The 24,235-nt window shown below is 68.9% G+C and carries 27 protein-coding genes; 15 read left to right on the top strand and 12 right to left on the bottom strand.

Annotated elements, in window-relative coordinates; genetic code table 11:
- Positions 1 to 87: 87 nt before the first annotated feature.
- The gene (locus B9Y97_RS01125) at positions 88 to 1,410 is read right to left on the bottom strand and encodes a pentapeptide repeat-containing protein (RefSeq protein ID WP_085525030.1); all 1,323 of its coding nucleotides are present in this window, start codon (positions 1,408 to 1,410) and stop codon (positions 88 to 90) included.
- A 126-nt stretch (positions 1,411 to 1,536) separates the two neighbouring features.
- Between B9Y97_RS01125 and yajC the strand changes: the two genes are divergently transcribed.
- Genes yajC through B9Y97_RS01105 form a run of 4 tightly spaced genes read left to right on the top strand, consistent with a single transcriptional unit; the run spans position 1,537 to position 5,273 of the window.
- A complete protein-coding gene (yajC, locus tag B9Y97_RS01120; protein ID WP_085525029.1) occupies positions 1,537 to 1,866 on the top strand; it encodes a preprotein translocase subunit YajC in 330 nt (109 codons plus the stop codon).
- Between the two features lie 30 nt (positions 1,867 to 1,896).
- Entirely contained in the window at positions 1,897 to 3,558 is a 1,662-nt protein-coding gene (secD, locus tag B9Y97_RS01115) for a protein translocase subunit SecD (RefSeq protein WP_085525028.1), read from the top strand.
- 1 nt (position 3,559) lies between these two features.
- Complete coding sequence (secF, locus tag B9Y97_RS01110) at positions 3,560 to 4,528, top strand: protein translocase subunit SecF (RefSeq protein ID WP_085525027.1); 969 nt, start codon at positions 3,560 to 3,562, stop codon at positions 4,526 to 4,528.
- Positions 4,515 to 5,273, top strand: coding sequence for a sulfite exporter TauE/SafE family protein (locus B9Y97_RS01105; protein ID WP_085525026.1), 759 nt, complete (start codon positions 4,515 to 4,517; stop codon positions 5,271 to 5,273). Before secF ends, B9Y97_RS01105 begins: the two co-directional genes overlap by 14 nt.
- Here the strand turns inward: B9Y97_RS01105 and B9Y97_RS01100 are convergent.
- A complete protein-coding gene (locus B9Y97_RS01100) occupies positions 5,270 to 5,716 on the bottom strand; it encodes a class I SAM-dependent methyltransferase (protein ID WP_085525025.1) in 447 nt (148 codons plus the stop codon). The two genes, B9Y97_RS01105 and B9Y97_RS01100, sit on opposite strands and share 4 nt — an antisense overlap.
- 55 nt (positions 5,717 to 5,771) lie before the next feature.
- On the opposite strand from B9Y97_RS01100, the gene B9Y97_RS01095 reads away from it, so the two are divergent.
- From B9Y97_RS01095 to B9Y97_RS01070, 6 genes are all read left to right on the top strand, one after another.
- Positions 5,772 to 6,125 carry an Mth938-like domain-containing protein gene (locus tag B9Y97_RS01095; RefSeq protein ID WP_085525024.1) on the top strand — a complete coding sequence of 118 codons (354 nt, stop codon included), beginning with the start codon at positions 5,772 to 5,774 and terminating at the stop codon, positions 6,123 to 6,125.
- 5 nt (positions 6,126 to 6,130) lie between these two features.
- Complete coding sequence (gene ccmA, locus B9Y97_RS01090; RefSeq protein ID WP_085525023.1) at positions 6,131 to 6,757, top strand: heme ABC exporter ATP-binding protein CcmA; 627 nt, start codon at positions 6,131 to 6,133, stop codon at positions 6,755 to 6,757.
- Positions 6,754 to 7,410, top strand: a complete 657-nt coding sequence (gene ccmB / locus B9Y97_RS01085; protein ID WP_085525022.1) for a heme exporter protein CcmB — start codon at positions 6,754 to 6,756, stop codon at positions 7,408 to 7,410. Before ccmA ends, ccmB begins: the two co-directional genes overlap by 4 nt.
- 71 nt (positions 7,411 to 7,481) lie before the next feature.
- Complete coding sequence (locus B9Y97_RS01080; protein ID WP_254900820.1) at positions 7,482 to 8,258, top strand: heme ABC transporter permease; 777 nt, start codon at positions 7,482 to 7,484, stop codon at positions 8,256 to 8,258.
- The gene (gene ccmD, locus B9Y97_RS01075) at positions 8,251 to 8,409 is read left to right on the top strand and encodes a heme exporter protein CcmD (RefSeq protein ID WP_085525021.1); all 159 of its coding nucleotides are present in this window, start codon (positions 8,251 to 8,253) and stop codon (positions 8,407 to 8,409) included. The genes B9Y97_RS01080 and ccmD overlap by 8 nt, the downstream gene beginning before the upstream one ends.
- A gap of 1 nt (position 8,410) precedes the next feature.
- On the top strand, positions 8,411 to 8,953 hold the full coding sequence (locus B9Y97_RS01070) for a DsbE family thiol:disulfide interchange protein (RefSeq protein ID WP_085525020.1): 543 nt from the start codon (positions 8,411 to 8,413) through the stop codon (positions 8,951 to 8,953).
- A gap of 87 nt (positions 8,954 to 9,040) precedes the next feature.
- Here B9Y97_RS01070 and tyrS read toward each other — a convergent pair whose 3' ends face one another.
- A complete protein-coding gene (tyrS, locus tag B9Y97_RS01065; RefSeq protein ID WP_085525019.1) occupies positions 9,041 to 10,291 on the bottom strand; it encodes a tyrosine--tRNA ligase in 1,251 nt (416 codons plus the stop codon).
- Positions 10,292 to 10,355: 64 nt separating this feature from the next.
- Between tyrS and B9Y97_RS01060 the strand changes: the two genes are divergently transcribed.
- Positions 10,356 to 11,453: an anhydro-N-acetylmuramic acid kinase gene (locus B9Y97_RS01060; RefSeq protein ID WP_085528034.1), complete on the top strand. Its 1,098-nt coding sequence runs from the start codon at positions 10,356 to 10,358 to the stop codon at positions 11,451 to 11,453.
- Positions 11,454 to 11,474: 21 nt separating this feature from the next.
- Here the strand turns inward: B9Y97_RS01060 and rsmA are convergent, their stop codons facing one another.
- The 3 genes from rsmA to B9Y97_RS01045 are packed head-to-tail and all read right to left on the bottom strand — an operon-like array spanning position 11,475 to position 14,520.
- Positions 11,475 to 12,320 carry a 16S rRNA (adenine(1518)-N(6)/adenine(1519)-N(6))-dimethyltransferase RsmA gene (gene rsmA, locus B9Y97_RS01055; protein WP_085525018.1) on the bottom strand — a complete coding sequence of 282 codons (846 nt, stop codon included), beginning with the start codon at positions 12,318 to 12,320 and terminating at the stop codon, positions 11,475 to 11,477.
- Positions 12,317 to 13,279, bottom strand: coding sequence for a 4-hydroxythreonine-4-phosphate dehydrogenase PdxA (pdxA, locus tag B9Y97_RS01050; protein WP_085525017.1), 963 nt, complete (start codon positions 13,277 to 13,279; stop codon positions 12,317 to 12,319). The genes rsmA and pdxA overlap by 4 nt, the downstream gene beginning before the upstream one ends.
- Positions 13,279 to 14,520 (bottom strand): peptidylprolyl isomerase, encoded by a 1,242-nt coding sequence (locus tag B9Y97_RS01045; RefSeq protein WP_176224263.1) that lies wholly within the window; start codon positions 14,518 to 14,520, stop codon positions 13,279 to 13,281. The genes pdxA and B9Y97_RS01045 overlap by 1 nt, the downstream gene beginning before the upstream one ends.
- A gap of 292 nt (positions 14,521 to 14,812) precedes the next feature.
- Here B9Y97_RS01045 and B9Y97_RS01040 point away from each other — a divergent pair, with 292 nt between their 5' ends.
- Together B9Y97_RS01040 and B9Y97_RS01035 are read left to right on the top strand one after the other, a co-directional pair.
- Positions 14,813 to 16,288 carry a leucyl aminopeptidase gene (locus tag B9Y97_RS01040; protein WP_085525015.1) on the top strand — a complete coding sequence of 492 codons (1,476 nt, stop codon included), beginning with the start codon at positions 14,813 to 14,815 and terminating at the stop codon, positions 16,286 to 16,288.
- Positions 16,288 to 16,749: a DNA polymerase III subunit chi gene (locus B9Y97_RS01035; protein ID WP_085525014.1), complete on the top strand. Its 462-nt coding sequence runs from the start codon at positions 16,288 to 16,290 to the stop codon at positions 16,747 to 16,749. The genes B9Y97_RS01040 and B9Y97_RS01035 overlap by 1 nt, the downstream gene beginning before the upstream one ends.
- A gap of 13 nt (positions 16,750 to 16,762) precedes the next feature.
- On the opposite strand, the gene B9Y97_RS01030 is transcribed toward B9Y97_RS01035, so the two are convergent.
- Positions 16,763 to 17,341 carry a retropepsin-like aspartic protease family protein gene (locus B9Y97_RS01030; protein WP_085525013.1) on the bottom strand — a complete coding sequence of 193 codons (579 nt, stop codon included), beginning with the start codon at positions 17,339 to 17,341 and terminating at the stop codon, positions 16,763 to 16,765.
- Positions 17,342 to 17,392: 51 nt separating this feature from the next.
- Positions 17,393 to 18,016 (bottom strand): MarC family protein, encoded by a 624-nt coding sequence (locus tag B9Y97_RS01025; RefSeq protein ID WP_085525012.1) that lies wholly within the window; start codon positions 18,014 to 18,016, stop codon positions 17,393 to 17,395.
- A gap of 242 nt (positions 18,017 to 18,258) precedes the next feature.
- Here B9Y97_RS01025 and B9Y97_RS01020 point away from each other — a divergent pair, with 242 nt between their 5' ends.
- Together B9Y97_RS01020 and B9Y97_RS01015 are read left to right on the top strand one after the other, a co-directional pair.
- Positions 18,259 to 18,963, top strand: a complete 705-nt coding sequence (locus B9Y97_RS01020) for a hypothetical protein (protein WP_085525011.1) — start codon at positions 18,259 to 18,261, stop codon at positions 18,961 to 18,963.
- A gap of 1 nt (position 18,964) precedes the next feature.
- A complete protein-coding gene (locus B9Y97_RS01015; RefSeq protein ID WP_085525010.1) occupies positions 18,965 to 19,672 on the top strand; it encodes a hypothetical protein in 708 nt (235 codons plus the stop codon).
- 9 nt (positions 19,673 to 19,681) lie between these two features.
- Here the strand turns inward: B9Y97_RS01015 and B9Y97_RS01010 are convergent, their stop codons facing one another.
- From B9Y97_RS01010 to B9Y97_RS18240, 4 genes are read right to left on the bottom strand one after another with little or no spacing between them, the layout of a single operon-like run.
- Complete coding sequence (locus B9Y97_RS01010; protein ID WP_085525009.1) at positions 19,682 to 20,365, bottom strand: ABC transporter ATP-binding protein; 684 nt, start codon at positions 20,363 to 20,365, stop codon at positions 19,682 to 19,684.
- A gap of 11 nt (positions 20,366 to 20,376) precedes the next feature.
- Positions 20,377 to 21,960, bottom strand: coding sequence for an ABC transporter permease (locus tag B9Y97_RS01005; protein ID WP_176224262.1), 1,584 nt, complete (start codon positions 21,958 to 21,960; stop codon positions 20,377 to 20,379).
- Positions 21,961 to 22,015: 55 nt separating this feature from the next.
- Positions 22,016 to 23,038 carry an extracellular solute-binding protein gene (locus B9Y97_RS01000; RefSeq protein WP_085528033.1) on the bottom strand — a complete coding sequence of 341 codons (1,023 nt, stop codon included), beginning with the start codon at positions 23,036 to 23,038 and terminating at the stop codon, positions 22,016 to 22,018.
- A 12-nt stretch (positions 23,039 to 23,050) separates the two neighbouring features.
- A complete protein-coding gene (locus B9Y97_RS18240; protein ID WP_217809427.1) occupies positions 23,051 to 24,214 on the bottom strand; it encodes a zinc ribbon domain-containing protein in 1,164 nt (387 codons plus the stop codon).
- Between the last annotated feature and the right edge of the window lie 21 nt (positions 24,215 to 24,235).

Raw genomic sequence — 24,235 nt, 5'->3', positions numbered from 1 at the left:
CCCGGGGAAAGCCGGAAATCGGCGTCGGCACAGTGTCGGCAAAACGTATGGCAGGCGTATGGCAGGGGCGGGGGCGGTTTTGCGGTGTCAGGGCGTGCCGGGGTCGGGGCGGTCTTGCGGGGGGAGGTAGGTGGCGGGGTCGGATTTGTAGAGGGTCCATTCGGCTTGGAAGTCGCTCCAGTCGAGGTTGTCGCTCGGCCAATGAACGGGGCGGGGGATGGTCTCGGGCAGGATCACCGAGCCGTCGCCGAACATCACGGCGACCTGCTCGAGGGTCAGGTTAATTCCTGTCAGGTCCACCTGTCGCAGCGCCGCAAGGTTTGTGTCGGCTGCACGAAATTCAGTAGCTTCATCGAGGTGCGTCTCAAAGAAGTGCGCGCCTTGCAGTTGGGCACTAAAGAGAAACGCTCCCTCCAGGTGCGCCTCTGTGAGATTCGCTCCTTCGAAATGCGCATGATTGAGGGCTGTCCACTCCAAATGCGTTTTGGTGAGACCTGCCTCATCGAGGCGCACGTTCCAGAGGCCCGCCCTGTCTAGACGCGCCCCGTCGAGCCGGGCCTTGGCGAAATCGAGGTTAGACAGGTCCGCGCCCCTAAGAATGGTCTTTCGCAGGTCGAGCCGGTAGCCACTCGCGCTTTGCCTTGTGTCATCCCCCTCGCGGGTCTTCTGCTCGGCGCTGCGCCGCCCAATCACGGTGAGCGCGGCCTGGATGTCGGTGCGTGGCGCCTGCAGCGCCCTTACCCAGCGCCTCGTTTCGTCGAGCGCGGCCTGTTTGGTAAGGCCGGTTTGTGCCTCGGCATGGGCCGCCTTCGTAGCGTCATCGCCTTCGCCTGCCTTATAAGCCGCCGACCAGCGGGCGCTGGGGCTTTGTTCCGCGTCCTCGGCCTTGGCATTCTCCCGCACATAGGCGGTGAGGATTTCCATGATCTGGACGTGATCGCGCAAGCTGTCCTGCGCGATGCGTTCCAGCGCATAGATCGCGCCGATGCGGACTTCGAGGTTGGGGGCGTGGGCTTCGTTGCCATCCGCGTCGCGCAGGGTGCGCGTCGCCCCGAGGTTTTCCACCGCCTTGTTGATCCGGTCTGTGATCTGGCTTTGTTCGGCGATATCGGTTTGGCGTTGGGCCACGATGCTGCGCCAGACAAGGAAGGGGGCACCAAAGACAGCGGCAAGGGCGAGGCCCACGTTGCGGATCGCTTCGCCGGTGATTTCGGTGCCTGCCGATATGGCCGCATAGATCGAGACGCCAAAGGCAACGAGCAGGCCGAGGGCGATCAGCACGAGGGCGGCAGCGATCAGTTGGATCGCAAAGCCGAGAAAGCCGCCCCAGACGCGGTTCTGGCCGTAGTCCGGTTTCCACTGGAGACCGAGCCAATCGGATAACGTCTTCTTGTTTTCTTCGGCACTCATTATCGCCCCTCCACCCCGCGCATCAAACACCGCGCCCGATTGCTTGCCAACCCCAAGGCCCCCATATAGGGTGCGCGCCAATCGAATGGGGGGAGCTCCCCCCCCGTGTGACAAAGGGAATGCCAGATGTTCGTCTCACCCGCCTTCGCCCAAGGTGCCGCCGCCCCTGGTGGCGGGCTGCTCAACTCCATGCTGATCCCGATGATCCTCGTGTTCGGGATCATGTGGTTCTTCCTGATCCGCCCGCAGCAGAAAAAGCTCAAGCAGGACGAGGCGATGCGCAACGCGCTGCGCCGTGGCGACCAGGTGCTCACCCAGGGCGGGCTGATCGGCAAGGTCACCAAGGTCAAGGACGATGGCGAGATCGAGGTGGAGATCGCCACCGGCGTGAAGGCGCGGATGACCCGCGCGGCTGTCGTTCAGGTGATGTCGAAGACCGAGCCCGCCGAGGGCTGAGGCCCCGCGCGGCCAGAGGCGAGGCCCCCCATGCTGCAATATCCCCTGTGGAGACGGATTGCTGTCATCCTGCTGGTGCTGGCGGGGCTGTCCGCGGCGCTGCCGAACCTGTTCTATTCCCGCGTCGAGCTGCACAACGATGCCGCCGCCGCGATCGAGCAATTCGGGCCGAGCCCGGAGCGCGAGGCCGATCTGTCGGCCTGGCCGACGTGGATGCCGTCGAGCCTGGTGAACCTCGGGCTCGATTTGCGCGGCGGCGCGCATCTGCTCGCCGAGGTGCGGGTCGAGGACGTCTATGAACACCGGATCGATGCGCTCTGGCCCGAGGTGCGCGACGCGCTGCGCGACCAGCGCGACCTGGTTGGCGGGATCCAGCGGATCGACGCGCCGGGCGGCCAGTTGCAGGTGCGGATCGAGAACGAGTCCGGGATCGCCGAGGCGCTGGAGGCGGTGCGCGAACTGGCGTCGCCGGTGGTGACGATCACCGGCATGGGCGCGAACGACATCGAGGTGAGTGCGCAAGGCAACGTGATCACCGTGGAGTTGTCCGAGGCCGAACAGGTGGCGACCGATGACCGCACGATCCAGCAATCGCTCGAGATCATCCGCCGCCGGGTCGACGAGGTGGGCACCCGTGAGCCGACGATCCAGCGCCAGGGCGAGCGGCGCATCCTGATCCAGGTGCCGGGGCTTGGCTCGGCCGACGAACTCAAGGCCCTGATCGGCACCACCGCGCAGCTCACCTTCCAGCCGGTGATCAGCCGCACCACCGATCCGTCCACCCGGCCCGGTCCGCGCCAGCAACTTCTGCCGTCGCTGGACGAGGAGGGGGTGTTCTACGTGCTGGAGCAAAGCCCGGTGGTGACCGGTGAGGAGCTGACCAACGCCCAGCCGAGTTTCGACCAGAACGGCCAGCCGGCGGTGAACTTCCAGTTCAACGTCACCGGCGCGCGCAAGTTCGGCGACTACACCGCCGCCAACGTCGGGGCACCCTTCGCCATCGTGCTTGACGGCGAGGTGGTTTCGGCCCCGCGCATCAACGAGGCTATCCCCGGCGGGTCGGGGATCATCACCGGCAATTTCTCGGTGGAGGAATCGACCAATCTCGCGGTGCTGCTGCGCGCGGGTGCGTTGCCGGCGGAGATGACCTTTCTCGAGGAGCGCACGATCGGGCCGGAGCTCGGCGCCGATTCGATCGAGGCCGGGCGGATCGCCTCGATGGTGGCCTTCGCCGGCGTGCTGCTGTTCATGGGGCTGTCTTATGGCTGGTTCGGGCTGATCGCCAACGTGGCGCTCATTCTCAACGTCGGCCTGGTGTTCGGGTTGCTCTCGGCGATCGGGGCGACGCTCACGCTGCCCGGTATCGCCGGGATCGTGCTGACCATCGGCATGGCGGTGGACGCCAACGTGCTGGTGTTCGAGCGCATCCGCGAGGAGATCCGCGCAGGCCGCGGCCCGGCGCGGGCGATCGAGCTGGGCTACGAGAAGGCGCTCTCGGCGATCATCGACGCCAATATCACCACCTTCATCACCGCCACGATCCTGTTCCTGATGGGCTCGGGGCCGGTGAAGGGCTTTGCGGTGACCCTCGCGCTCGGGATCATCACCAGCGTGTTCACGGCGATCTACATCACGCGGCTGATGATCGTGTTCTGGTTCGAACGCCGCCGCCCCAAGACGATCGAGGTCTGACATGCGCCTGAAACTGGTTCCCGACAATACGAGCTGGGATTTCTTCGGCCGGCTCCCGATCACGCTGGGGTTCTCGGGGGTGCTCTTCGTGGGCTCGATCCTCGCCTTCCTGTTCATCGGGCTGAACTTCGGGATCGACTTCCGCGGCGGCACGACGATCCGCACCGAGGCGAAGGTGGAGATCGACGTCGGGGCATACCGCGACGCGATCACCCCGCTCGGGCTGGGCGATGTTGCCATCTCCGAGGTTTTCGATCCGAGCTTCGACGAGGATCAGCACGTCGCCATGGTGCGGATCCAGGCCCAGGGCGCGGAGGAATCGGTGAGCCCCGAGACGATCCGCGCGGTCGAGGATGCCCTGCGCGCGGTGGCCCCCGAGATCCGCTTCGCCTCGGTCGAAAGCGTGGGGCCGAAGGTGTCGGGCGAGTTGATCATGACTGCGATCTACTCGGTGCTCGCGGCGATGGCGGCGGTGCTCGTCTATATCTGGCTGCGCTTTGAATGGCAGTTTGCGGTGGGCGCGGTGGCGGCGCTGGTGCATGACGTGATCATCACCATCGGCATTTTCGCGGTGTTCCAGATCCCGTTCGATCTCGCGATCATCGCGGCGCTGCTCACCATCGTCGGCTATTCGCTCAACGATACCGTCGTCGTCTTCGACCGGGTGCGCGAGAACCTGCGCCGCTTCAAGGTGATGGACCTCAAGGACGTGCTCAACGTCTCGATCAACGAGACCATGAGCCGCACCCTGATGACCTCGGGCACCACCCTCGTGGCGCTGATCGCGCTGATCGTGCTGGGCGGCGACGTGATCCGCGGCTTCGTTTTCGCGATGACCTTCGGGATCGTGATCGGCACCTATTCCTCGGTCTTCGTGGCCTCCGCCGTGCTGCTCAAGCTTGGCGTGAAGCGCGACTGGTCGAAGCCCGATGGCGAGGCGGGCACACAGTTCGCTGATGTCGACGCCTGAGGCGCTGGCCGGGGCACTTTCCAGCCCCGGCCTCGCCTGGCTCGCTGCCACCTTCATTCTCGCCGGCCTTGTGCGTGGCTTCACCGGCTTCGGCACCGCGCTGATCTTCATGCCGGTGGGGGCGATCTTCCTGCCGGTGCCGGTCGCCATCGTGATTGTCACCGTTTCGGGCATGCTGACATGGCCACTGATCGTGCCGCGGGCGTTTCGCCAGGCCGACCGGCGCGAGGTGGCGGTGCTTTCGGGGGCGGCGATCCTGACCGCCCCGCTCGGCGTCTGGCTCCTGAGCTGGGTCGAGCGCGACGTGCTGCGCTGGCTGGTGGCCGTGGCGACGACGCTCACGCTGGCCGCGCTGGTGACCGGCTGGCGCTACCGCGGGCAGGTGCGCGGTGCCGGGCTTGGGGCGATCGGCGCGGTTGCGGGGGTGCTTGGCGGCACCACCGGGCTGACCGGGCCGCCGGTGATCCTGTTCTACCTCGCAGGCCAGTTGGAAGCGGCCCGGGTGCGCGCCAATACCATCCTGTTCCTTGCCCTGCTCGATCTCGGCATCGTCGCCAACCTCTTCGCCCGCGGGCTGGTGAACGCGACGGCGATCTGGCTCGCGGTGCTCCTCGCCGTGCCCTACGCGGCGGGAATGGTGGTGGGGCAGGGCCTGTTTCGGCCTGAACGCGAACGCGCCTTCCGGGGGCTGGCCTACGTCGTGATCGCCGGGGCGATCCTGACCGGCTTGCCGCTGTTCGGCTAGGCCGGCCGCCGTGCGCGCAGGGTGTTGCGGCTGTTGTGCAGCAGCGCCCACCCGGCCGGGTGAGCCCTGATCACCGCAAGCAGACCGGCCAGCACCGCCGTGCGGCTGGGTGCGGGCAACATGCGCAGGGTGCGGTTGCAGAGCAACAGGCCGACGTGGCCCTCGGGGGTGAAGCGGGTGATATCGACGCCGAGCACGTCGCAGCCGTCGCGCGCCAGCGGCAAGGCGTCGCGCCCCTGTCCGCAACCGATATCGCGCACGCGGGCGCCACGAGGAACCTGGGCCGCGATCAGCTTGGCGATGCCCGCGGCCTGCGGGCCGAGCCCTTCGGGCGTGTTGCGGTAGAAGGTTTCATGGTCCGTCGCCACGGCAGCGGGATCGGGCAGCGGACCGGGGCTTGTCCAAGTGAAATATTGCGTGATCGCTGGCCGGGATCCAGGCATGGGCGCGACCGACTGACGCTTTTCTTCCCCTGCAAATCCAGTTACCAACAGCGCCATGCAACTGACCGAGATCACATTCGACACCGCCCGCCCGATCGACGGCTATGGACCGGGGTTTTTCCGTGTCGGCGGCGCGGTGATCGAGGGGCCGGTCCTTGTCACCGCCCAGGCCGCACGATCCTGGGGCGGGGTGGATGACATCGCGGCGCTCACCGCGCTTGCCGGCGAGATTGACGTGATCCTGTTCGGCAGCGGCACGGTGATGACGGCTGTGCCCGCCGGGCTGGTGGCGACGGTGGAAGCCGCCGGGATGGGCGTCGAGCCGATGGCGACCCCTTCGGCCTGCCGCGCTTACAACGTGCTGCTCTCCGAGGGCCGGCGCGTGGCGCTGGCCGCGCTCGCGGTATGAGCGCCGTGGAATTGACCGTGACCGATCTGGCCGTGGCGCGGGGTGGCGTGGCCGTGCTGGAAGGCCTGGGCTTCCGGCTGAAGGCAGGGCAGGTGCTGGTGCTGCGCGGGCCGAACGGGTCGGGCAAGACCACGCTTCTGCGCACGCTGGCGGGGTTGCAGCCGCCGATGGCGGGCGAGATCAGCCTGCCGCCCGAGGCGATCGCCTATGGTGCCCATGCCGACGGCCTCAAGGGCACGCTCACCGTGGCCGAAAACCTCGCCTTCTGGGCGCGCATTCACGGCACCCACGAGATCGAGCCCGCGCTTGCCGATTTCAACCTTCAGGCCTTGCGCAACCGCGCCGCGCACAGCCTCTCGGCGGGGCAGAAACGCCGCCTCGGGCTCGCGCGGTTGCTGGTCACCGGGCGGCCGATCTGGCTGCTCGACGAACCGACCGTCTCGCTCGACCAGGCCTCGGTGGCGCTCTTCGCCACGGCGGTGCGTGCCCATGTCGCGGGCGGTGGCGCGGCGCTGATCGCCACCCATATCGACCTCGGCCTCGACGCCGACATCTTCGACGTTGGCCCCTTCAAGGCCGACCCGCAGGCCCCCTCGCGCACCCCCAGCGCCTTCGACGAGGCCTTCGCATGATCGCGCTGCTCGCCCGTGACCTCAGGCTCGCGATCCGCGCCGGCGGGGGCTTCGGCCTCGGCCTCGCGTTTTTCCTGATCGTCTCGGTGCTGGTGCCCTTCGCGGTCGGCCCCGAGGCAGAGGTGCTTGCCCGGATCGCGCCCGGCATCCTCTGGGTCGGGGCGCTGCTCGCCTGCCTGCTCTCGCTCGACCGCATCTTCCAGCTCGATTTCGAGGATGGCAGCCTCGATCTGCTCGCCACCGCGCCGATCCCGATGGAGGGCACGGTGGCGGTGAAGGCGCTGGCGCACTGGATCACCACCGGGCTGCCGCTGGTCGCCGCCGCGCCGGTGTTCGGCGCGCTGATGAGCCTCGATGAGCGTGGCTACTGGTGGATTTTCGTCACCCTGCTGATCGGCACTCCGGCGCTGAGCATGATCGGTGCCTTCGGTGCGGCGCTCACGGTGGGGCTGAAGCGCGGCGGCTTGCTCTTGAGCCTGCTGGTGCTGCCGCTATATATTCCGACGCTGATTTTCGGTGCCGAGGCGGCGACCCGGGGCATCGGCGGGTTCGACAACACAACCCCGCTGCTGATGCTCGCCGGGATCACCGCCGCCGCGGTGGCGCTTCTGCCCTTCGCCGCCTCGGCGGCCATTCGGATCAACCTGCGTTGACAAGGATCAACCCGCGCGAACGTGAACCCCGCTATCTTGCCCCCACGCCGCTTCGCACATAGGAACATGCCATGCCAGAGATGCACCGCACGAAACAGGCCCGGGATCGCTACAACTTCCTGTGGGAATGGGCCAACCCGGTCAAGTTCATGTGGTTTTCCGGCCTCGCGCTGCCGTGGCTGGTGGCGGCCACCGTGTTGACCATGGCGATCGGGCTGATCTGGGGCTTCTTCTTCACCCCGGAGGCGGCCAATTTCGGCTCCTCGGTCAAGATCATCTACGTTCACGTGCCTTCGGCCTTCATGGCGATCTCGGCCTGGTTCATGATGCTGGTGGCCTCGCTGATCTGGCTGATCCGCCGTCACCATGTCTCGGCGCTGGCCGCCAAGGCGGCAGCGCCGGTGGGCACGGTGATGACGGTGATCGCGCTGATCACCGGGGCGATCTGGGGCGAGCCGATGTGGGGCACCTACTGGGCCTGGGATCCGCGGCTGACCTCGTTCCTGATCCTGTTTCTATTCTACCTCGGCTACATGGCGCTCTGGGGCGCGATCGAAGACCCCGACACGGCGGCCGATCTCACCTCGGTTCTGGCCGTGGTCGGCTCGGTCTTTGCCTTCCTCAGCCGCTACGCGGTGAACTTCTGGAACCAGGGGCTGCACCAGGGCGCGACGCTTTCGCTCGACCAGGAGGAAAACATCGCCAACGTCTACTGGTTGCCGCTCTTGTTCGCGATGGCGGGGTTCGGGCTTCTGTTCGTGACGCTGGTGTTCATCCGCACCCGGACCGAGATTCGCAAACGCCGCACCCACGCGCTCGAACTTCGTGAAAGGATGGCCGATGCCTGAGCTTGGAAAATACGCGGATGCCGTGCTGTGGTCCTGGGCGGCGACGCTCGGGTTGATCGCGCTGCTGATCGTGATGACATGGGTGCAATCGCGCAAGGCGAAGGCCGACCACGACGCGATCGAGGCCCGGCGCAAGGGCAAGGAAAGCTGACATGAAACTCAAGCCGATGGTGGTCCTGCCACCGCTCGTCTTCGTCGGGCTGGCGGCGCTGTTCCTCTGGGGCATGCAGCGCGAGGATCCGAACGCGCTGCGCTCCACCCGCGAAGGCGGGCCGGTGCCGACGCTCACGCTCACGGCCTTCGGCGAGTCCGCGCCCTTCGCGGTCGAGGATCTCGCGGATGGCGAGGTCAAGCTGGTGAACTTCTGGGCCAGTTGGTGCGCGCCCTGCCGGGCCGAGCACCCGCACCTCGTGGCGCTGGCCGGGGAAGGCATCGATATCTACGGTATCAACTACAAGGACGAACCGGCGAAGGCGCAGAAGTTTCTTGACGATCTGGGCGATCCCTATGCCCGCATCGCCGCCGATCCTTCCGGGCGCACCGGGCTCGACTGGGGCCTCTACGGCGTGCCCGAAACCTATGTGATCGACGGTGACGGCATCGTGGTAAAACGCTTTGCCGGCCCGATCAGCGCCTCGATCCTCGAAAACATCATCCGACCGGCGATCGAAACCGCCCGCGCGGGGGCAGACTGAGCGCCCACGCGGCGCACTTAGACCGGCCCCCGGATTCTTGGGTCCAACAATACCTCGGGGTCCGGGGCAGAGCCCCGGTCCGGCGTCTCAGCCTTGCACGACGACGAGGGCGTGGCGCTTGCGGCCGGCCGAGAGCTTCAGCGGTGCGGCGAAGTCCGCCGCCGTCATCAGCCGGGGTTCGGCCACCACCTCATCGTTGATGCGCGCGCCGCCCTCGGCGAACAGGCGCTTGGCCTCCTTGCCCGAAGGGGCGAGCCCGGAGCGCACGAAGAGCGTGGTGTTGGCGATGCCGTCGCCGATCTCGGCGGCGGTGAGCGTGAGGGTGGGCAGATCCTCGCCCACGCCGCCCTTCTCGAACACCTCGCGCGCGGTGGCTTCTGCCGCTTGAGCCGCCTCACGGCCATGCAGGAGGGCGGTGACCTCGTTCGCCAGGACCACCTTGGCGTCGTTGATCGCCGCGCCCTCGGCCGCGCCCAGCCGCTCGCAGTCTTCCAGCGGCAACTCGGTGTAGAGCTTGAGGAAGCGGCCGACGTCGGCGTCGGTGGTGTTGCGCCAGAATTGCCAGAACTCGTAGGGGGAGAGCATCTCGGCGTTGAGCCAGACCGCGCCGGAGGCCGATTTGCCCATTTTCCGGCCGTCGGAGGTGGTCAGCAGCGGCGAGGTCAGGCCGAACACCTCCTCGTCGAGGATGCGGCGGGTGAGGTCGATCCCGTTGACGATATTGCCCCATTGGTCTGAGCCGCCCATCTGGAGCCGGCAGCCGTAGCGGCGGTTCAGCTCCATGAAGTCGTAGGCCTGCAGGATCATGTAGTTGAATTCGAGGAACGAGAGCGATTGCTCGCGGTCGAGCCGCGATTTCACGCTCTCGAAGGCGAGCATCCGGTTGACCGAGAAATGCCGGCCGATGTCGCGCAGGAAGTCGAGGTAGTTGAGCCCGTCGAGCCATTCGGCGTTGTTGAGCATCAGCGCGTCGCTGGGGCCGTCGCCAAACTGCACGTAGGCCGAGAATACCTGCCGGATTTCGGCGATGTTTGCGTCGATCTGCTCGGGGGTGAGCAGCGGGCGCTCGTCGGCGCGGAACGACGGGTCGCCCACCTTGGTGGTGCCGCCGCCCATCAGCACGATCGGCTGGTGGCCGGTCTTTTGCAGCCAGCGCAGCATCATGATCTGGATCAGGCTGCCGACATGGAGCGATTTCGCCGTCGCGTCGAAGCCGATATAGGCCGGAACCACCCCTTCGCTCAGCGCCTCGTCGAGCCCCTGGTAATCGGTGCAGTCGGCGAGAAAGCCGCGTTCCATCATCACGCGCATGAAATCGGATTTCGGGTGGTAGGTCATGGCTTTTGCGTCCATTCTTCTGGTCAAGGCCCTCTATATCGGGGGTGGGGGCGGAGGAAAAGCCATGAAGCTCAAGGGTCCGGTGCGCGCGCTCGGCGCGATGTCGGGCACCTCGCTCGACGGGGTCGACGCCGCCGTGGTGGAGACCGATGGCGAGACGGTTTTTCGTTTTGGTGAAACGGCCTACCGGGCCTATTCCGAGGCCGACCGCGCGGTGATCCGCGCGGCCCTCGGGCGCTGGCCGGGGGAGCCGGGGGTGGCCGAGGCGGCGGAGGTTGTGGAGACGGCGCACGCGGTGGTGCTTTCGGGCTTCGAGGGGGTCGATCTGGTCGGTTTCCATGGCCAGACGCTGGCGCATGAGCCGCGCGGGCGCGGCACGCACCAGGCCGGCGACGGGCGGGTGCTGGCCGAGGTGCTGGGGCTGCCGGTGGCCTGGGATTTCCGCTCGGCCGATGTCGGGATGGGCGGCGAGGGCGCGCCGCTGGCACCGTTTTTCCACTTCGCCTGCGCGCGCTGGATCGGGGCAAATGCGCCGCTCGCCTTTCTCAACCTCGGCGGCGTCGGCAATCTTACCTGGGTGGACCCGTCGAAGTCCGCGCCGGAGGCCGAGGGCGCGCTGCTCGCCTTCGACACCGGCCCGGCCAATGCGCCGATCGACGATCTGGTGACGGCGCGCCGCGGCTGGGCGCGCGACGAGGGCGGGGCGCTGGCGGCTTCGGGGCAGGCCGACGCGGGGCTCGTCGCGGGGTTTCTCGATCATGCGTGGTTTCACCGGGTGCCGCCGAAGTCGCTCGACCGCGACGCTTTCGGGGCGCTGGTTGCGGCCGTCGACCGGCTTGCCGATGCCGACGCCGCCGCCACGCTCGCCGCCTGCGCCGTGGCCGCGGTGGCCGAAGGGCTGGCGCATTGCCCAACACCGCCGGAGCGGGTGCTGGTCACCGGCGGCGGGCGTCACAACGCATGCCTGATGGCGGGGCTCAAGGATGCGCTTGCCTGTCCGGTGCAGCCGGTCGAGGCGATCGGGCTCGATGGCGACATGCTGGAGGCGCAGGCCTTCGCCTTTCTCGCGGTGCGGGTGGCGCGCGGGTTGCCAACCTCTTGCCCGGGCACCACCGGGGTTGCGGCGGCGGTGGGCGGCGGGGTGATCTCGACGCCGGGGTGACGGCTTGCCCGCGCGGTTCGGTCAGCCTTCCGCGTCCAGCGCCCGGGCGAGGGCGCAGAAGTGCTCAACGTCGATCTCCTCGGCGCGCGACGTGGGCTTGATCCCGACGCTTTCGAGCAGGGGGCCGATCTCGGGATGCAGCCCCTTCAGCGAGGCGCGCAGCATCTTGCGGCGCTGCTGGAAGGCGGTGGCGGTGAGGCGCTGGAGCGTGGCGGCGCTGGCCGCGAAGCGCGGCTCGGGAAGCGCGGTGAGATGCACCACCGCCGAGCGCACCTTGGGCGGCGGGGTGAAGGCCTCGGGCGGCAGGCCCATCACGATGCGCGCGTCGCAGCGCCACTGGGCGAGGATCGCGAGCCGGCCGTAGGCCTTGGAGCCGGGCTGCGCCACGATCCGCTCGGCCACCTCGCGCTGGAACATCAGCGTAAGGCTTTGCCAGAACGGCGGCCATTGCACCGGAGTGAGCCAGCGCACCAGAAGCTCGGTGCCGATGTTGTAGGGCAGGTTGGCCACCACCTTGATCGGCGGGGTGAGATGGGCCAGCGGGTCGATCGCCAGCGCGTCGGCGTTGAGCACCTCGAGCCGCCCGGGATAGCGGGCGGCGATCTCGGCGAGCGGCGCCATGGCGCGGGCGTCTTTCTCGACCGCGAGCACGTGGCGCGCGCCCTCGGCGAGCAGCCCGCGGGTGAGCCCGCCGGGGCCGGGGCCAACCTCGAGCACGTCGCAGGCGGTGAGGTCACCGGCCTGGCGCGCGATCTTGGCGGTGAGGTTGAGATCGAGCAGGAAGTTCTGGCCGAGCGCTTTTTTCGCGGACAGCCCGTGCGTGGCGATCACCTCGCGCAAGGGCGGCAGCCCGTCGATCGTGCTCATGCCGGGGCCATGTCGCGCGCCATCCGGAGCGCCGCGATCAGCGAGGCGGGATCGGCGCGGCCCTGGCCTGCGATATCGAAGGCGGTGCCGTGGTCGGGCGAGGTGCGCACGAAGCCGAGCCCGAGGGTGACGTTCACGCCATGGGCGAAATCGAGCGTCTTGATCGGGATCAGGGCCTGGTCGTGATACTGGCAGATCGCCACGTCGTAGCGGGCGCGGGCCTCGGGGTGAAACATCGTGTCGGCGGGCAGGGGGCCGGTGATCTCCAGCCCTTCGTCCCGCAGCCGCGCGATCAGCGGCGCGATCATCTCGATCTCCTCGTGCCCCATCGCGCCGCCTTCGCCCGCGTGCGGGTTCAGCCCGGCCACCGCGAGGCGGGGGCGGGCGATCCCTGCGGCGCGCAGCGCGGCCTCGGTGATGCGGATGGTGTCTTCCAGAAGGGCCGGGGTGAGGGCCTCGGGCACCTGCGAAAGCGGGATGTGGATGGTGACCGGCACCACCCTCAACGCGTCACAGGCGAGCATCATCACCGCGCGTTTCACGCCCGCGAGATCGGCCAGAAACTCGGTGTGGCCGGGAAAGGCAAAGCCCGCGCCATCCTTCAGCGCCTTCTTGTGGATCGGGTTGGTGCAGACCGCGCCCGCCGCGCCCGCCTGCACCAGCGCCACCGCCTCGCGGATCGCGTCAACGACATGGGGGGCGTGGGCGGCTTGCGCCTGTCCCGGCAAGCGCGGCGCGCCGAAATCGCGCGCCAGCACCGGCAAGCCGCGCGGCATTGCACGGGCCGCCTCGCCGGGGGTGGCAATCTCGACCACGGGGGTCGCCTCGGGCAAATGCCGGGGATCACCGATCAGGAAGAAATCCAGTTCGCCGCGCAACGCCGCCCAGGCCTGCGCGGCAATCTCGGGGCCGACCCCGGCGGGCTCGCCGGAGGTCAGCGCGATCGGCAGCGCGGCCATCAGTTGCCGAGCGTCTCGATGAAAGCGTTGGCGCGCCGCTTGTCGAGCACGGCCTGTGCCATCGTGCCGACCCGCTGGTTGCGCAATTGCTCGGCGACCATATCTTCGGTGAGCGAACGCGGCACCTCGTTGCCACGCGAACACAGCATCAGCACCACCATTGCGCCGTTGGCGGTGGTGAGGCGGGACGAAAGCTCGCCCGGATCGAGAAGGTCGAGCTCGGCCCGGTAATTGGCGGGCACCTGGGCTTCAGGCAGTTCCTCGCGCACCAGTTGTTCCGGCGGCAAACTGCGCGCGATCGGGTAGAGATCGTCGCAGGAGGTAACCCGCTCGCGGATCCGGGCGGCCTCGTTGATATTGGCGTCGCTCCGGCCGCCGGGCAGGATCAGGGCCGCGTAGTCGAGCATGGTGCGGGGCGTGCCGCCGCTGACTTCCTCGCGGTCGCGCATGAAGTAGAGCCGCAGGTCTTCGCCGGTTTCGATGATCCGGCTGGTCTGGCCGGGCTGCAACCCGCGCACCGCCGCCGCGGCGGCGGCCGGGAGCGCGGTCACGTCGACCCATTTCATCTTGCCGCCGTTGTTGCGCGAACCGCCTGCGGAGAATCGCATCGCCGCCTTCGCGAACGCGTCTTCGTCAAGGCCGGTGAGCTGTTGCGCGCGCGCCATCGATGCCTTGCGGCTGGCCGGGTCGGGGGCCGGAAGCACGATTTCCGACAACAGCACCCGGATGCCCGGCTCGGCTTCGGCCTCGGCCATGGCCGCCGCGATGGCGGCCTGCGAGATCGAGACACGCGGCATAAGTTCGGTGCGCACATAGTCGCGCCAGACGATCCCCGCGGTGACGAATTCGCGGAAGGTGGTGGCGTCGATCCCGGCCTGATCGAGAAGCTGGAGGAACTGCTCCACATCGAGCTCGCCGCGCTGGGCGAATTCTTCCATCCCGGCCCGGATCTCGTCCTCGTCGGCCTCGATCCCGGCAAGGGCGGCTTCGCGCAACTGGATCTTCTCGTTGATGAGCTGGTCTGTCGCCAACGCGCGCACGTCGCCGGGGGCGCGCAGCAGGGTGAGGAACTTTTGCCGCTCGGCAAGCTCGAAGGCGGTGATCACCATGCCGTCGACCCGGATGACCGGGCGAAACTGGCCCTGGGCGCTCGCCGGGGCAAGAGCCAGCGTCAGGCTCGTTGCAACCGCCAGCGTGAGGATCAAGAGCCGAGAGACCGCCCCGCGCCCAATACCAAACATGCTGCCGCCCCGCTCTGCCGTCGTGCTCGTCATCATACCGCGCTCTTCGTTCGTCTGCCTGTGGTTCAGCCCCGGGAGGGCCCGGTTCGGGCCTACATTAGTCGAGGATCGGCATCGGCGCGAGGGGGAATCTCGCTCCGTGGCGCGGCCGGCGGGAATTTCCGCGCCGAGATATGGGGGCGGGCGGCAGCGGGGCCACCGTATCTGGCTGGCACCGGGGCGCGCATCGGCACTGGAAACCGCCGGGCCAGGGGGCTAGGTTCTATCTCGACCCGACCGACAGGAGACCAGGATGACCGAAATTCTCGCCCCGACCTTCATTCCGCTCGATATCGAGCTTCTGGGCGATGCCGAGGGCCGCGTCGTGGTGCTGTCGGAGGGGGGCGAGCGGATGGACAAGGGCGCGCGCCGGATCAACCGGCTCACCCGGGGCGCGCTGGCCCGGCTGATCGCCAGCGACGCCTTCGCCAAGGCCGAGGTGGGCGACGCGATGGAGGTGGCCTGGCCCACCGGGATGGCGGCCGAAGCGGTGCAGGTGGTCAGGATCGACCGCAAGATGGGGCTGAACGAGGCCCGCAAGGTGGGCGGCGCGATCGGCAAGGCGGCGCGCGGCAAGGATGTTCTGGTGCTCGCGGGTTCGCTGCGCCACACCGCCGAGATCGCGCTTGGCGCGATGCTGCGGGCCTACGACTTCACCGATCACAAGACCCCGGGCGATGATGCCGCGAAAACCGGCAGCCTGACCTTCGCGGTGGCCAATGCCGAGGTGATGAAGGCGCAGGAGGCCGGTCTCACGGCGGTGGCCGAGGGGGTGTTCTTTGCCCGCGACCTTGTGAACGAGCCCGCCAACGTGCTCACCACGACCGAGTTCGCCGCCCGGCTTCAGGCGCTGGAGGCGCTCGGGCTTCAGGTCGAGGTGCTGGATGAGCCGGAACTGGAAAAGCTCGGCATGGGCGCGCTTCTGGGGGTCGGGCAGGGGTCGGAAAGCCCGTCCAAGGTGGTGGTGATGCAGTGGAACGGCGGCGTGAAGGGGGCAGCCCCGCTTGCGCTCGTCGGCAAGGGCGTGGTGTTCGACACCGGCGGGATCTCGATCAAGCCCGCCGCCGGGATGGAAGACATGACGATGGACATGGGCGGCGCGGGCACCGTGGCGGGGGTGATGAAAACCCTCGCGCTGCGCAATGCGCCGGCCAACGTGGTGGGGCTGGTGGGCCTTGTCGAGAACATGCCCGACGGCCGTGCCCAGCGCCCCGGCGACGTGGTGCGCTCGATGAAGGGCGACACGATCGAGGTGATCAACACCGACGCCGAGGGCCGGCTCGTGCTGGCCGATGTGCTGTGGTATGCGCAGGAGCGCTTCAAGCCCGCCGCGATGGTCGATCTCGCCACCCTCACCGGCGCCGTGGTGATCGGCTTGGGCCATGAAAACGCCGGGGTTTTCTCGAACGACGACGCCTTCTGCAAGGCCTTCCTCAAGGCCGCCGAGCACGAGGGTGAGGGGGCCTGGCGGATGCCGCTGGGCAAGGGCTATGCCGACCAGCTCAAGAGCCGGGTGGCGGACGTGAAGAACGTCGGCGGCCGGCCTGGCGGCGCGGTGACGGCGGCGGAGTTCCTGCGCCGCTTCGTGAAGGGCGAAACCCCCTGGGCACATCTCGACATTGCCGGGGTGGCGCTGCGCTCCGACGATACCCCGCTTGCGCCCAAGGGCGCCACCGGCTGGTTCGTGCGCAGCCTCGACCGGCTGGTGCGGGACGGCTGGGAGGGGTGATGGGCGCGGCCTGGTTCTACCACATGACCCGCACGCCGCTGGAGGCGACCTTGCCGGTGCTGCTGGGCAAGGCGCTGGGCGCAGGCTGGCGGGTGGCGGTGCGCGGGCCGAACGTGGACCGGCTCGGCTGGCTCGATGAAAAGCTCTGGCTCGGGGCCGAGGAGGGGTTCCTGCCGCACGGGCTGGCCGGGGGGCTCCATGACGCTCGCCAGCCGGTTCTGCTGACCACCGGGCGCGACGCCGCCAATAGCCCCGATTGCGTGGTTTCGGTCGACGGTGCGGACGTGGCTGCGGACGAGGTTGGCGCGCTGGCGCGGGTGATGATCCTGTTCGATGGCAATGATCCGGGCGCGGTCGAGCGCGCGCGGGGCCAGTGGCGCGGCCTCACCGGCGCGGGCTGTGCCGCGCAATACTGGAGCCAGGAAAGCGGTCGCTGGGAGATGAAGGCCGAGAGCGGGTGATGGCCCGGCCACTTCAGCGGGTGAGAATCAGCATGTCGTCGGCGATCTCGATCTTGGAGAACCGCCGCAGGTAGGCCATGCCAAGCAGCGATTGCGGCATTTCTCCCTCGTTGATCGAAACCCTGAGCCCGGAATCGCGAATCTCGCCGAGGCGGATCTCGTCGATGGTGGCCTGCGCGGTGCGCACCGCGCCGTTGGCGGTCATCGCCCGGCCGGTGAAGTCAAGGCGTTCCGGGTCGATCCCGGCAAGTTCGGCGTCCTGCTTGGTCAGGACCACGTCGGTTGCCCCGGTATCGACCACGAATTCAACCGGCGCGCCGTTCAGCCGGGCGGTCAGATAGAAATGCCCGTCGAACATTCGCGGCACCTCGATCCGGCCGCCTTCGAGCATGACCTGACGCGGCGCGAGATCGCGCTGGATGTCGCCCCAAAGCCCGTAGCCCGCGACCACGCCAAGGAAGATCAGCCCCCAGATCGCCGCTTGCTGGGCGAGTTTCGAGAGGTTGCCCCGGTGCTGGGCCACGAAATAACCGCCCACTGCGACGAGCAGGAGCATGAGATAGGTGATGCGGCCGATGTCGTATGTGTCCATGGGGGGCATATAAGGGCGCTTTCGCGCGGCGCAAATGCGGCGATGTGTGCCTCAGCCGAGAAAGCCGAAATCCGCCAGCCCGTCGAGCACGAACTGCACCGCGAGGGCGGCGAGCAGCATGCCGAGGAGCCGGGTCAGCACGTTGATCCCGGTTTCCTTCAAAGCCCGTTCGAGCAGGCCAGAGGCGAGGAACAGGACGAAGACCACCACCAGCACCGCGAGCATGACGAGGTGAATGGCGACCAGCTCGGCGGGGGTAGTGGTTTTTCCCGCAAGCAGGATCATCGCGGCCATCGCCCCGGGGCCGCCGATCAGCGGCGTGGCGAGCGGGAAGACCGACGGGTCCTCGGCCGGGTCAAGGCCGGTTTCGGACTGGTCGCGGCGGCGTTGGGCTCGACGCTCGAACAGCATGTCGAGGGCGGTGAGAAACAGCAAGAGCCCGCCGGCGATGCGGAAGGCGGGCATCGAGATGCCGAGGAACTGAAGCACCTGCTCGCCGAACAGACCGAACACCGTGAGCAGCAGCGCCGCGATCGCCACCGCCCGCAGCGCGATCGCGCGGCGATGGGCCGCGCCCGCGCCCTTGGTGAGCGCCACGAAAAGCGGCGCGAGGCCGATCGGGTCGATCACCACGAACAGGGTGACGAAGGCGGGAATGAGCAGATCGGGTGTCATGACGCAGCGATTGTTAGAGGGGCAGGGAGTGGCTGTCCATGGCGGATCGCCGGCTCCGGGCCCCGCCGGGATGCCGGTTGCGCCGCTCTGGCGATTGCCGCGACTCGTCGGCCCGCGCCATCGCGAGGGCCACGGAAATGGCCACCGGGCCGAGGCGCGAGGCCGACCGGGGCCGGCATGTTGACGCCGGTCAAGGCGGGCGTGGTTCTCGGCGGCTATGGTTCGATCAGGGAGGCCAGGCGATGGTTGGATGGCCGGGCATGTCGGAGCTTTCGCGGCGCGCGATCGTGGCGCTGATCGTTGGGTTGGGCTTCGCCATGGCGGGGGCGTGGCCATGGACGGCGGTTGTTGGTCTCGCGGTCCTCGCCGTGGTCATCTACATCGTCGTTCCGCGCCCGAAGCCGCCGCCGGGTGCCTTGCGCTACAGCACCGGCCCTTCGCAGACCGGGCCGGACTGGCTCGGCTTCGTCTTGTCGGGCCTGTTCTTCGCGATCCCGGTCTGGGCCGCCCGCTCGGAGCCGTTTTTCGGCGCGATCCACCCCTCCGCCCTGCTGACATGGCCGTTGGCGCTCCTGTCGACCGCGTTCTGGCTGATCGGGGCGGTCTATGCCGCCTACTGGATCGTGATCGAGGCCGACGGGTTGCGGGTGCGCGCGGCCTTCACGGATCGCCGCGTGGCGTTTCGTGATATCCGCCGGGTTTCGCCCTATCGCAAGAGCCTGCCGCGCTGGCTGGTGGCGCTGTCGCCGCTGCTGGTTGGCCGCGGGCAGTACGGCGCGGCGGGGGCCCTGATGCTGGCGCGACCGCGCCGGGGGATCGTGATCGAAGTCGCGGACGGTGGCCGGATAGCCATCGCTTCCGACAGCTTCGAGACGCCGATGAAGAAGATCATGGCGGCTCTGGCCGCGCAGGGAATTGCGCTGGACGACGACGGGAAGGAACATTGACATGACGAGGCACATCATCCCGGTTCTGGTTCTTGCCGCAGGGCTCGCGGCACCTGCACTGGCGGGGGCGGGCGGTATCGAGGCGGTCAACGAAAGACACCATAGCCCGGGCATGGCCGACTTGGCCGCAGCGAAAACCAGCCTGCGCCCGGGCGCTCCTTCCGGCATGTCCGGGGCGCGTTCCGGTCCGGCAAGTGGCGATGGCCGGTTCGTGCAGTCCGCCGCCAGCCGGTTTGGCGATCCCCGCGCAATCGCCGGGCTCGATGCGACGGCGGGGGCGACGGTGCGTCTTGCCGAGGCCGTTGGCGCGGCAAGCGATGCCTCGCCTGCGCCAGCCGGCGTTCAGGACGTGGCGGAGGGAACACCGGAGCGCGCGGCCCTGCTCGATGCGGCGCGCGCGGTGATTGCGCCCGAGATCGGCCAGCCGATCGCGTTCCGGGTTGGCACGCTGCGCCGCGACGGGCCTTGGGCCTATCTCTCGGCGGTGCCGGTGCAACCGGGCGGGCAACCGCTCGACTGGCTGCACACGCGATTTGCCGAGGCATGGCGCGGCGACATGATGAGCGACATCGTGATGGTGCTGTTCCACGATGACGGATCCGGCTGGCGCGTGTTCGACCGGGTCATCGGCCCGACCGATGTCTACTGGTTCGGCTGGATGCAGGATCACGACCTTCCGGAAAGCCTGTTCCTGCCCGTGGATCAATGACGCGCCCGGTCAGATCGGCGTGAGGCGGGCCGCTTCGAGGTGAAACCTGCGGTCCGCGATGCCATCAAGATCGGCGGGGGTGTGGGTGACGAAAAGCACCGCCACGCTGCCGGTATCGGCCACCGCCCGGATTGTGCGCGCGATGTCATGGCGCAGATCGTCGTGCAGATGGGCCAGCGGTTCGTCAAGCAGCAGGCAGTCCGGGGAAGGCGCGAGCGCGCGGGCAATCGCAACGCGCGCCGCCTCGCCACCGGAAAGCCGGGCCGGGCGTTCGGCGGCAAGATGTGCGATCCCGGTCAGGTCCAGCACCTCCCGCACCCGCGCGCGCGCCTGCGCGGCGGGCATGTCGCCAAGGCCGAAACGCAGATGATCGGCCACGTTCATGTGCGGCCAGAGCGCGGCTTGTTGAAACACCATGCCAATGCCGCGCTGATGCGGTGCGAGCCGGGCGCGCGGCCCCTCACAGGCAAGCTGCCCGGCGATGAAAATGCGGCCCGCGTCGGGGGTGTCGAGCCCAGCGATCAGGCGCAACAGCGTGGTCTTGCCCTCGCCCGACCGTCCGGTGAGCGCGGTCACGCTGCCGGGCAGGAGCGAGAGATCGACGGCGTCGAGCACGGCGCGGGCGCGAAAAACCTTGGTCAGTGCCTGCACCTCGACGGCGGGGCGGGCGTGCGGGTTTGGCGGCTGTTGCATGGCGGGTCTCCCTATCCTTGCCGGCCGGCGAGCCAAAGCCCGAGCGCCGCCGCGGTCCAGACGATGGCCGCGAGCAGCAGCCCGAGTGCCGCGACCGTCTCGCTCACGCCGTAGTGCAGGTAGTTGAACACCCGCATCGACAGCACCCCCTGACCGGGCGCGGCGGTCATCATCGTGGCGTCCAGCTCGCCGATGCTGGCGCAGAACACCAGCCCCGCCGCGGCGGCGAGCCCGGGGGCGGCGAGCGGCAGCTCGATCCGCAGCCACCGTGCCGGGCCCGGTGGGCGCTGGAGCCGGGCCGCGTCGATCAGGAGCGGGTCGACCCGGCGCATCTGGGCATGGATCACCAGCACGGCGAGCGGCAGGAACCGGGCGGCGTGCGACAGCGCCGGCAGCCATCCGGCGCTGCGCAGGGCGTCGGGCGCGCAGCAGGCCAGCAGCGCGGCTAGGCCCACCCCGGTGAGCGAGGGCGGGATCGCGAGCGGGAACAGCGCGGCGAGCCAGATCAGCGCCCGCAACACGGGTGCGCGCGGCCGCGCAGCAAGACTGCCCGCCACCAGCGCCGCCGGGCCGAGCGCCAACCCCGCGGCGAGCGCGGCATTGACCAGCGTGCGCGCGAGATCGTGGCGCACCTCCCAGACCAGCCCGGGCAACAGCCGCCAGATCAGCACCGAGCCGAGCAGCAGCGCGAGGATCATCGCGCCGTAGCCGACCGCGAGCCAGAGGGCCAGGCGCGCCGGGCGGCGCAGCGCGTCGAGCGGGCGATAGTGTCGAAGCGCCCGGCCCGGCATGCGCGCATGGGCCGGTGCGCCGCGCGAAAGCATCGCCAGCACCGCGCCGATCACCAGCCCGGTGATCGCGATCAGGGGCAGCGCGATCAGTGCCGCCCGCCACGGCGCGCGGCTTGCGCTGTATTCGGCGACGATCTCCATCGCGTAGGACGACAGGCCGAACAACGAGGGTGTGCTGTAGTCGATCAGGCTGAAGACGAAAACCGCCCCGCTGCCGGCGAAGATCGCCGGTGCGGCAAGCGGCAGCACGATGCGAAGGAACACCCGGTGCCCCGGCCCGAGCAACATGGCGGCGTCGATCAGATCGCGCTCGACCGACAGAAAGCCGATCGCGGCGGCGACCATCGCGATCGGCATCAGCGCGAAGCCCTGCGCCAGCAGCGCCGAGACCGGGCCAGGCAGATCGGGAAGCAGCCGGGAAGGCGCACCAAGGCCGCTGAGCGCCGCCCGCATCCAGTTGCCCGCCTCCATCCCCGCCAGCGCGTGCAGGTAGGGCGGCGTGACGACCCAGAGCACCAGTGCCGCCAGCAGGCCCGCGCGCAGGAGCCGCGAGCCCCTGCCGTGCGCCAGACGGCGCAGAAGCGCCAGCGCGGCGAGGCTGCCCACAAGTCCGGCGAAGACCGCGACGCCCCCGGCCAGCGCAAGGCTGCGCCCGAGAAGCGCGCGTTGCCGGGCGCTCGGGACGAGGGCCGCCGAAGCCTCGGGTTCTCCCGCCGCGAGCCGGGCCGCCGCTTCGGCGAACAGCCCCGCCACCGGCCCGAACGTCAGGCCGAGAAACACCGCCCAGCCGAGCGCCAGCAGCACGCGGCCCGGTGTCGGGCACCATCGGCAGGGTGGTATTGCTGTCATCCGTCCGGGCTCAATCCTGGAACATCCGGCGAATCGCCGCGTCGATTTCGCCGCCCGCCGCGCGGATCTCTGCCATGCTCACCTGCATCGCGCGCACGTCGAGCCTGCCAAAGCAAGGGCCCTCCACCGGGCTGGGCCGCGACGGGATCTGCACCCAGCCGCTTTCGATCATCGCCGCCTCGGTCTCGGTTGAAAGCAGGTAGTCGGCCAGCATCCGTCCAAGGTCGGGATGTGGCCCCCCGGCGATGAGCGCCACCGTGTTCGGCACCACCAGCGTGCCAAGCCCGTCCGCCTGCTGGTCGAGGAAGACGACCGCGACCGGCGCGCCTTTCTCGATCGAAACGCAGGCGTCGTCGGTATCGGTCAACCCCATCGGCACGCGGCCCGCTGCCACCATGTCGCGCACCACGGCATTGCCATCGACCACGCGCACGCCGCCGGATTTGAGTGCCTCGAAGACGTCGAGGGCCGCTTGCGGCCCAAGTGCGGCGGCAAGTGCTGCGGCGTGGGTTCCGGTCGAGCCGAACAACGGGTTGGCCAGCGCGATTTCCCCGGCCCGCGGGGGCAGATCGAAAATCGAGCGCGGCCAATCCGCCTTGGGCAACATCGCGGTATTGACGAAGAGCACCCGGGCGCGCCCGCCGAAGGCCGTCCAGAACCCTTCGGGATCGCGGAACAATGCCGGCAATCCCTCCGCCGCGGGCGAGGCATAGGCGGCCAGCACGCCTTCCTCCTTCAGCACGAGGGTTTGCGAGAACTCGCCGTTCCAGAACACGTCGGCCAACGGCGCGGACTTTTCGGCGATGAGCCGGTTGACCAGCCCCACGGTCTTGGCCGCCTCGGCATCGTAGAGTGCGTTGACCCTGATGCCGGTCTCGGCCTCGAATGCGCGCAGGACCGGCTCGGAATAGACCTGGTCGACGGAGGTGTAGATCGTCACCTCGTGCAGCGCCTCACCGGGTTGACGGCTGGTGAAGACGGCAACCCCGAGGACGACGATTGCCAGCAGGGCCAGGATGACATTGCGTTTCATGCTCATCGCTCCTCAAGCTTTCGCGCCGCAGTCGGCGCAGAATTTCGCGCCCTTCACGAGCGGCGCGCCACAGCTTGCGCAACTGCGCGCCCCGCCACGCGCCGCGGCGACCTTGGCCCCGCAGGCCGGGCAGAATTTCGCCGCCGGCTCCAGCACATGGCCGCAGGTCGGGCAAATCTGCGGATCGGGCATCTTTTCGGCCCCGCCGGCCACCGCCTTTGCCGGCGGGGTGAGCACGGTGGCGAGCAGGGAGCGCAGATCTGCGAACGGGATCGAGGCGATCACCGCCTCGCGCCCACCGAGGTCATACAGCATCACGTCCTGAACCGAGCGCAGGAACAGGAAGGCCTCGTGGCCCTTGAGGTCTTCGTCGGTGGTCGCGGTGACCCGCAGGCCCACCTTGGTGAGATGCTGGGCATCGGCGACGGCAAGCTGATAGCCGAGCGGCGTGAGCATCCAGGTGGTCTTGCTCTTCTTGACCCGCTCGACAAGGCCCCGGTCGGCCAGCGAGCCGAGCGCGGGGCCGATCCGGGCCTCCCAGTTCAGCCCGTCGAGCGAGAACGGCAGGACCTTGTCGAGAAACAGGAGCGGCCAGCGGAAATCCTCGGCACCGACATCTTCCAGGGCTTCGGCGATCGCGCCGGGCGTGAAGGCAACGGGGGCAAAATCGTGCGCCAGAAGCGCCTTGAGCCGCCCGGCCCGCAGCGCGTGCAGCGCGGCGAGAAACACCAGCGCGGCATCGGGCGAGAGCGCTTTTTGCAGACGGGCGGGCGCGAGCGGCAGATCTTCGAGCAGCACCGAGGCGATCGTGTCGGCAAGGTCGGTGGCGCTCACCGCGCGGATCGCCCAGTCTTCGGCCCGGCTCACCATCAAGACCGCTTTGGCCCCGCTGTCCGGCCCCCAGGCGAGGATCGCCCGGGTGAGGCTTTCCTCGCCGAGCGCGTAATGCAGCGTGCCGATCCGCAGCGGGTTGGCCAGGGTTGCCAGCAAGGCGCGGATATCGGCTGCCACCGGCGCACGCAATCCGGCGAGGCATGCCGCCACCGACTGTTCGGCCGCGGCGGCCGGGCGCACCTGCGGCAGGCGCGCGAGGGGGCCGACATTCAGCCCCAGGACCGCGGGCGCGGCCACCAGTTCGGCGCCGGTTGCGATCAGGTCGCCCTTGACGAGTTTCATGGCTGGCCTCGCTTTCCCCTG

The organism is Maritimibacter sp. HL-12 (genome assembly GCF_900177545.1).
Lineage (GTDB): Bacteria > Pseudomonadota > Alphaproteobacteria > Rhodobacterales > Rhodobacteraceae > Sinisalibacter.
This window is presented reverse-complemented; position numbering and strand designations above follow the sequence as displayed.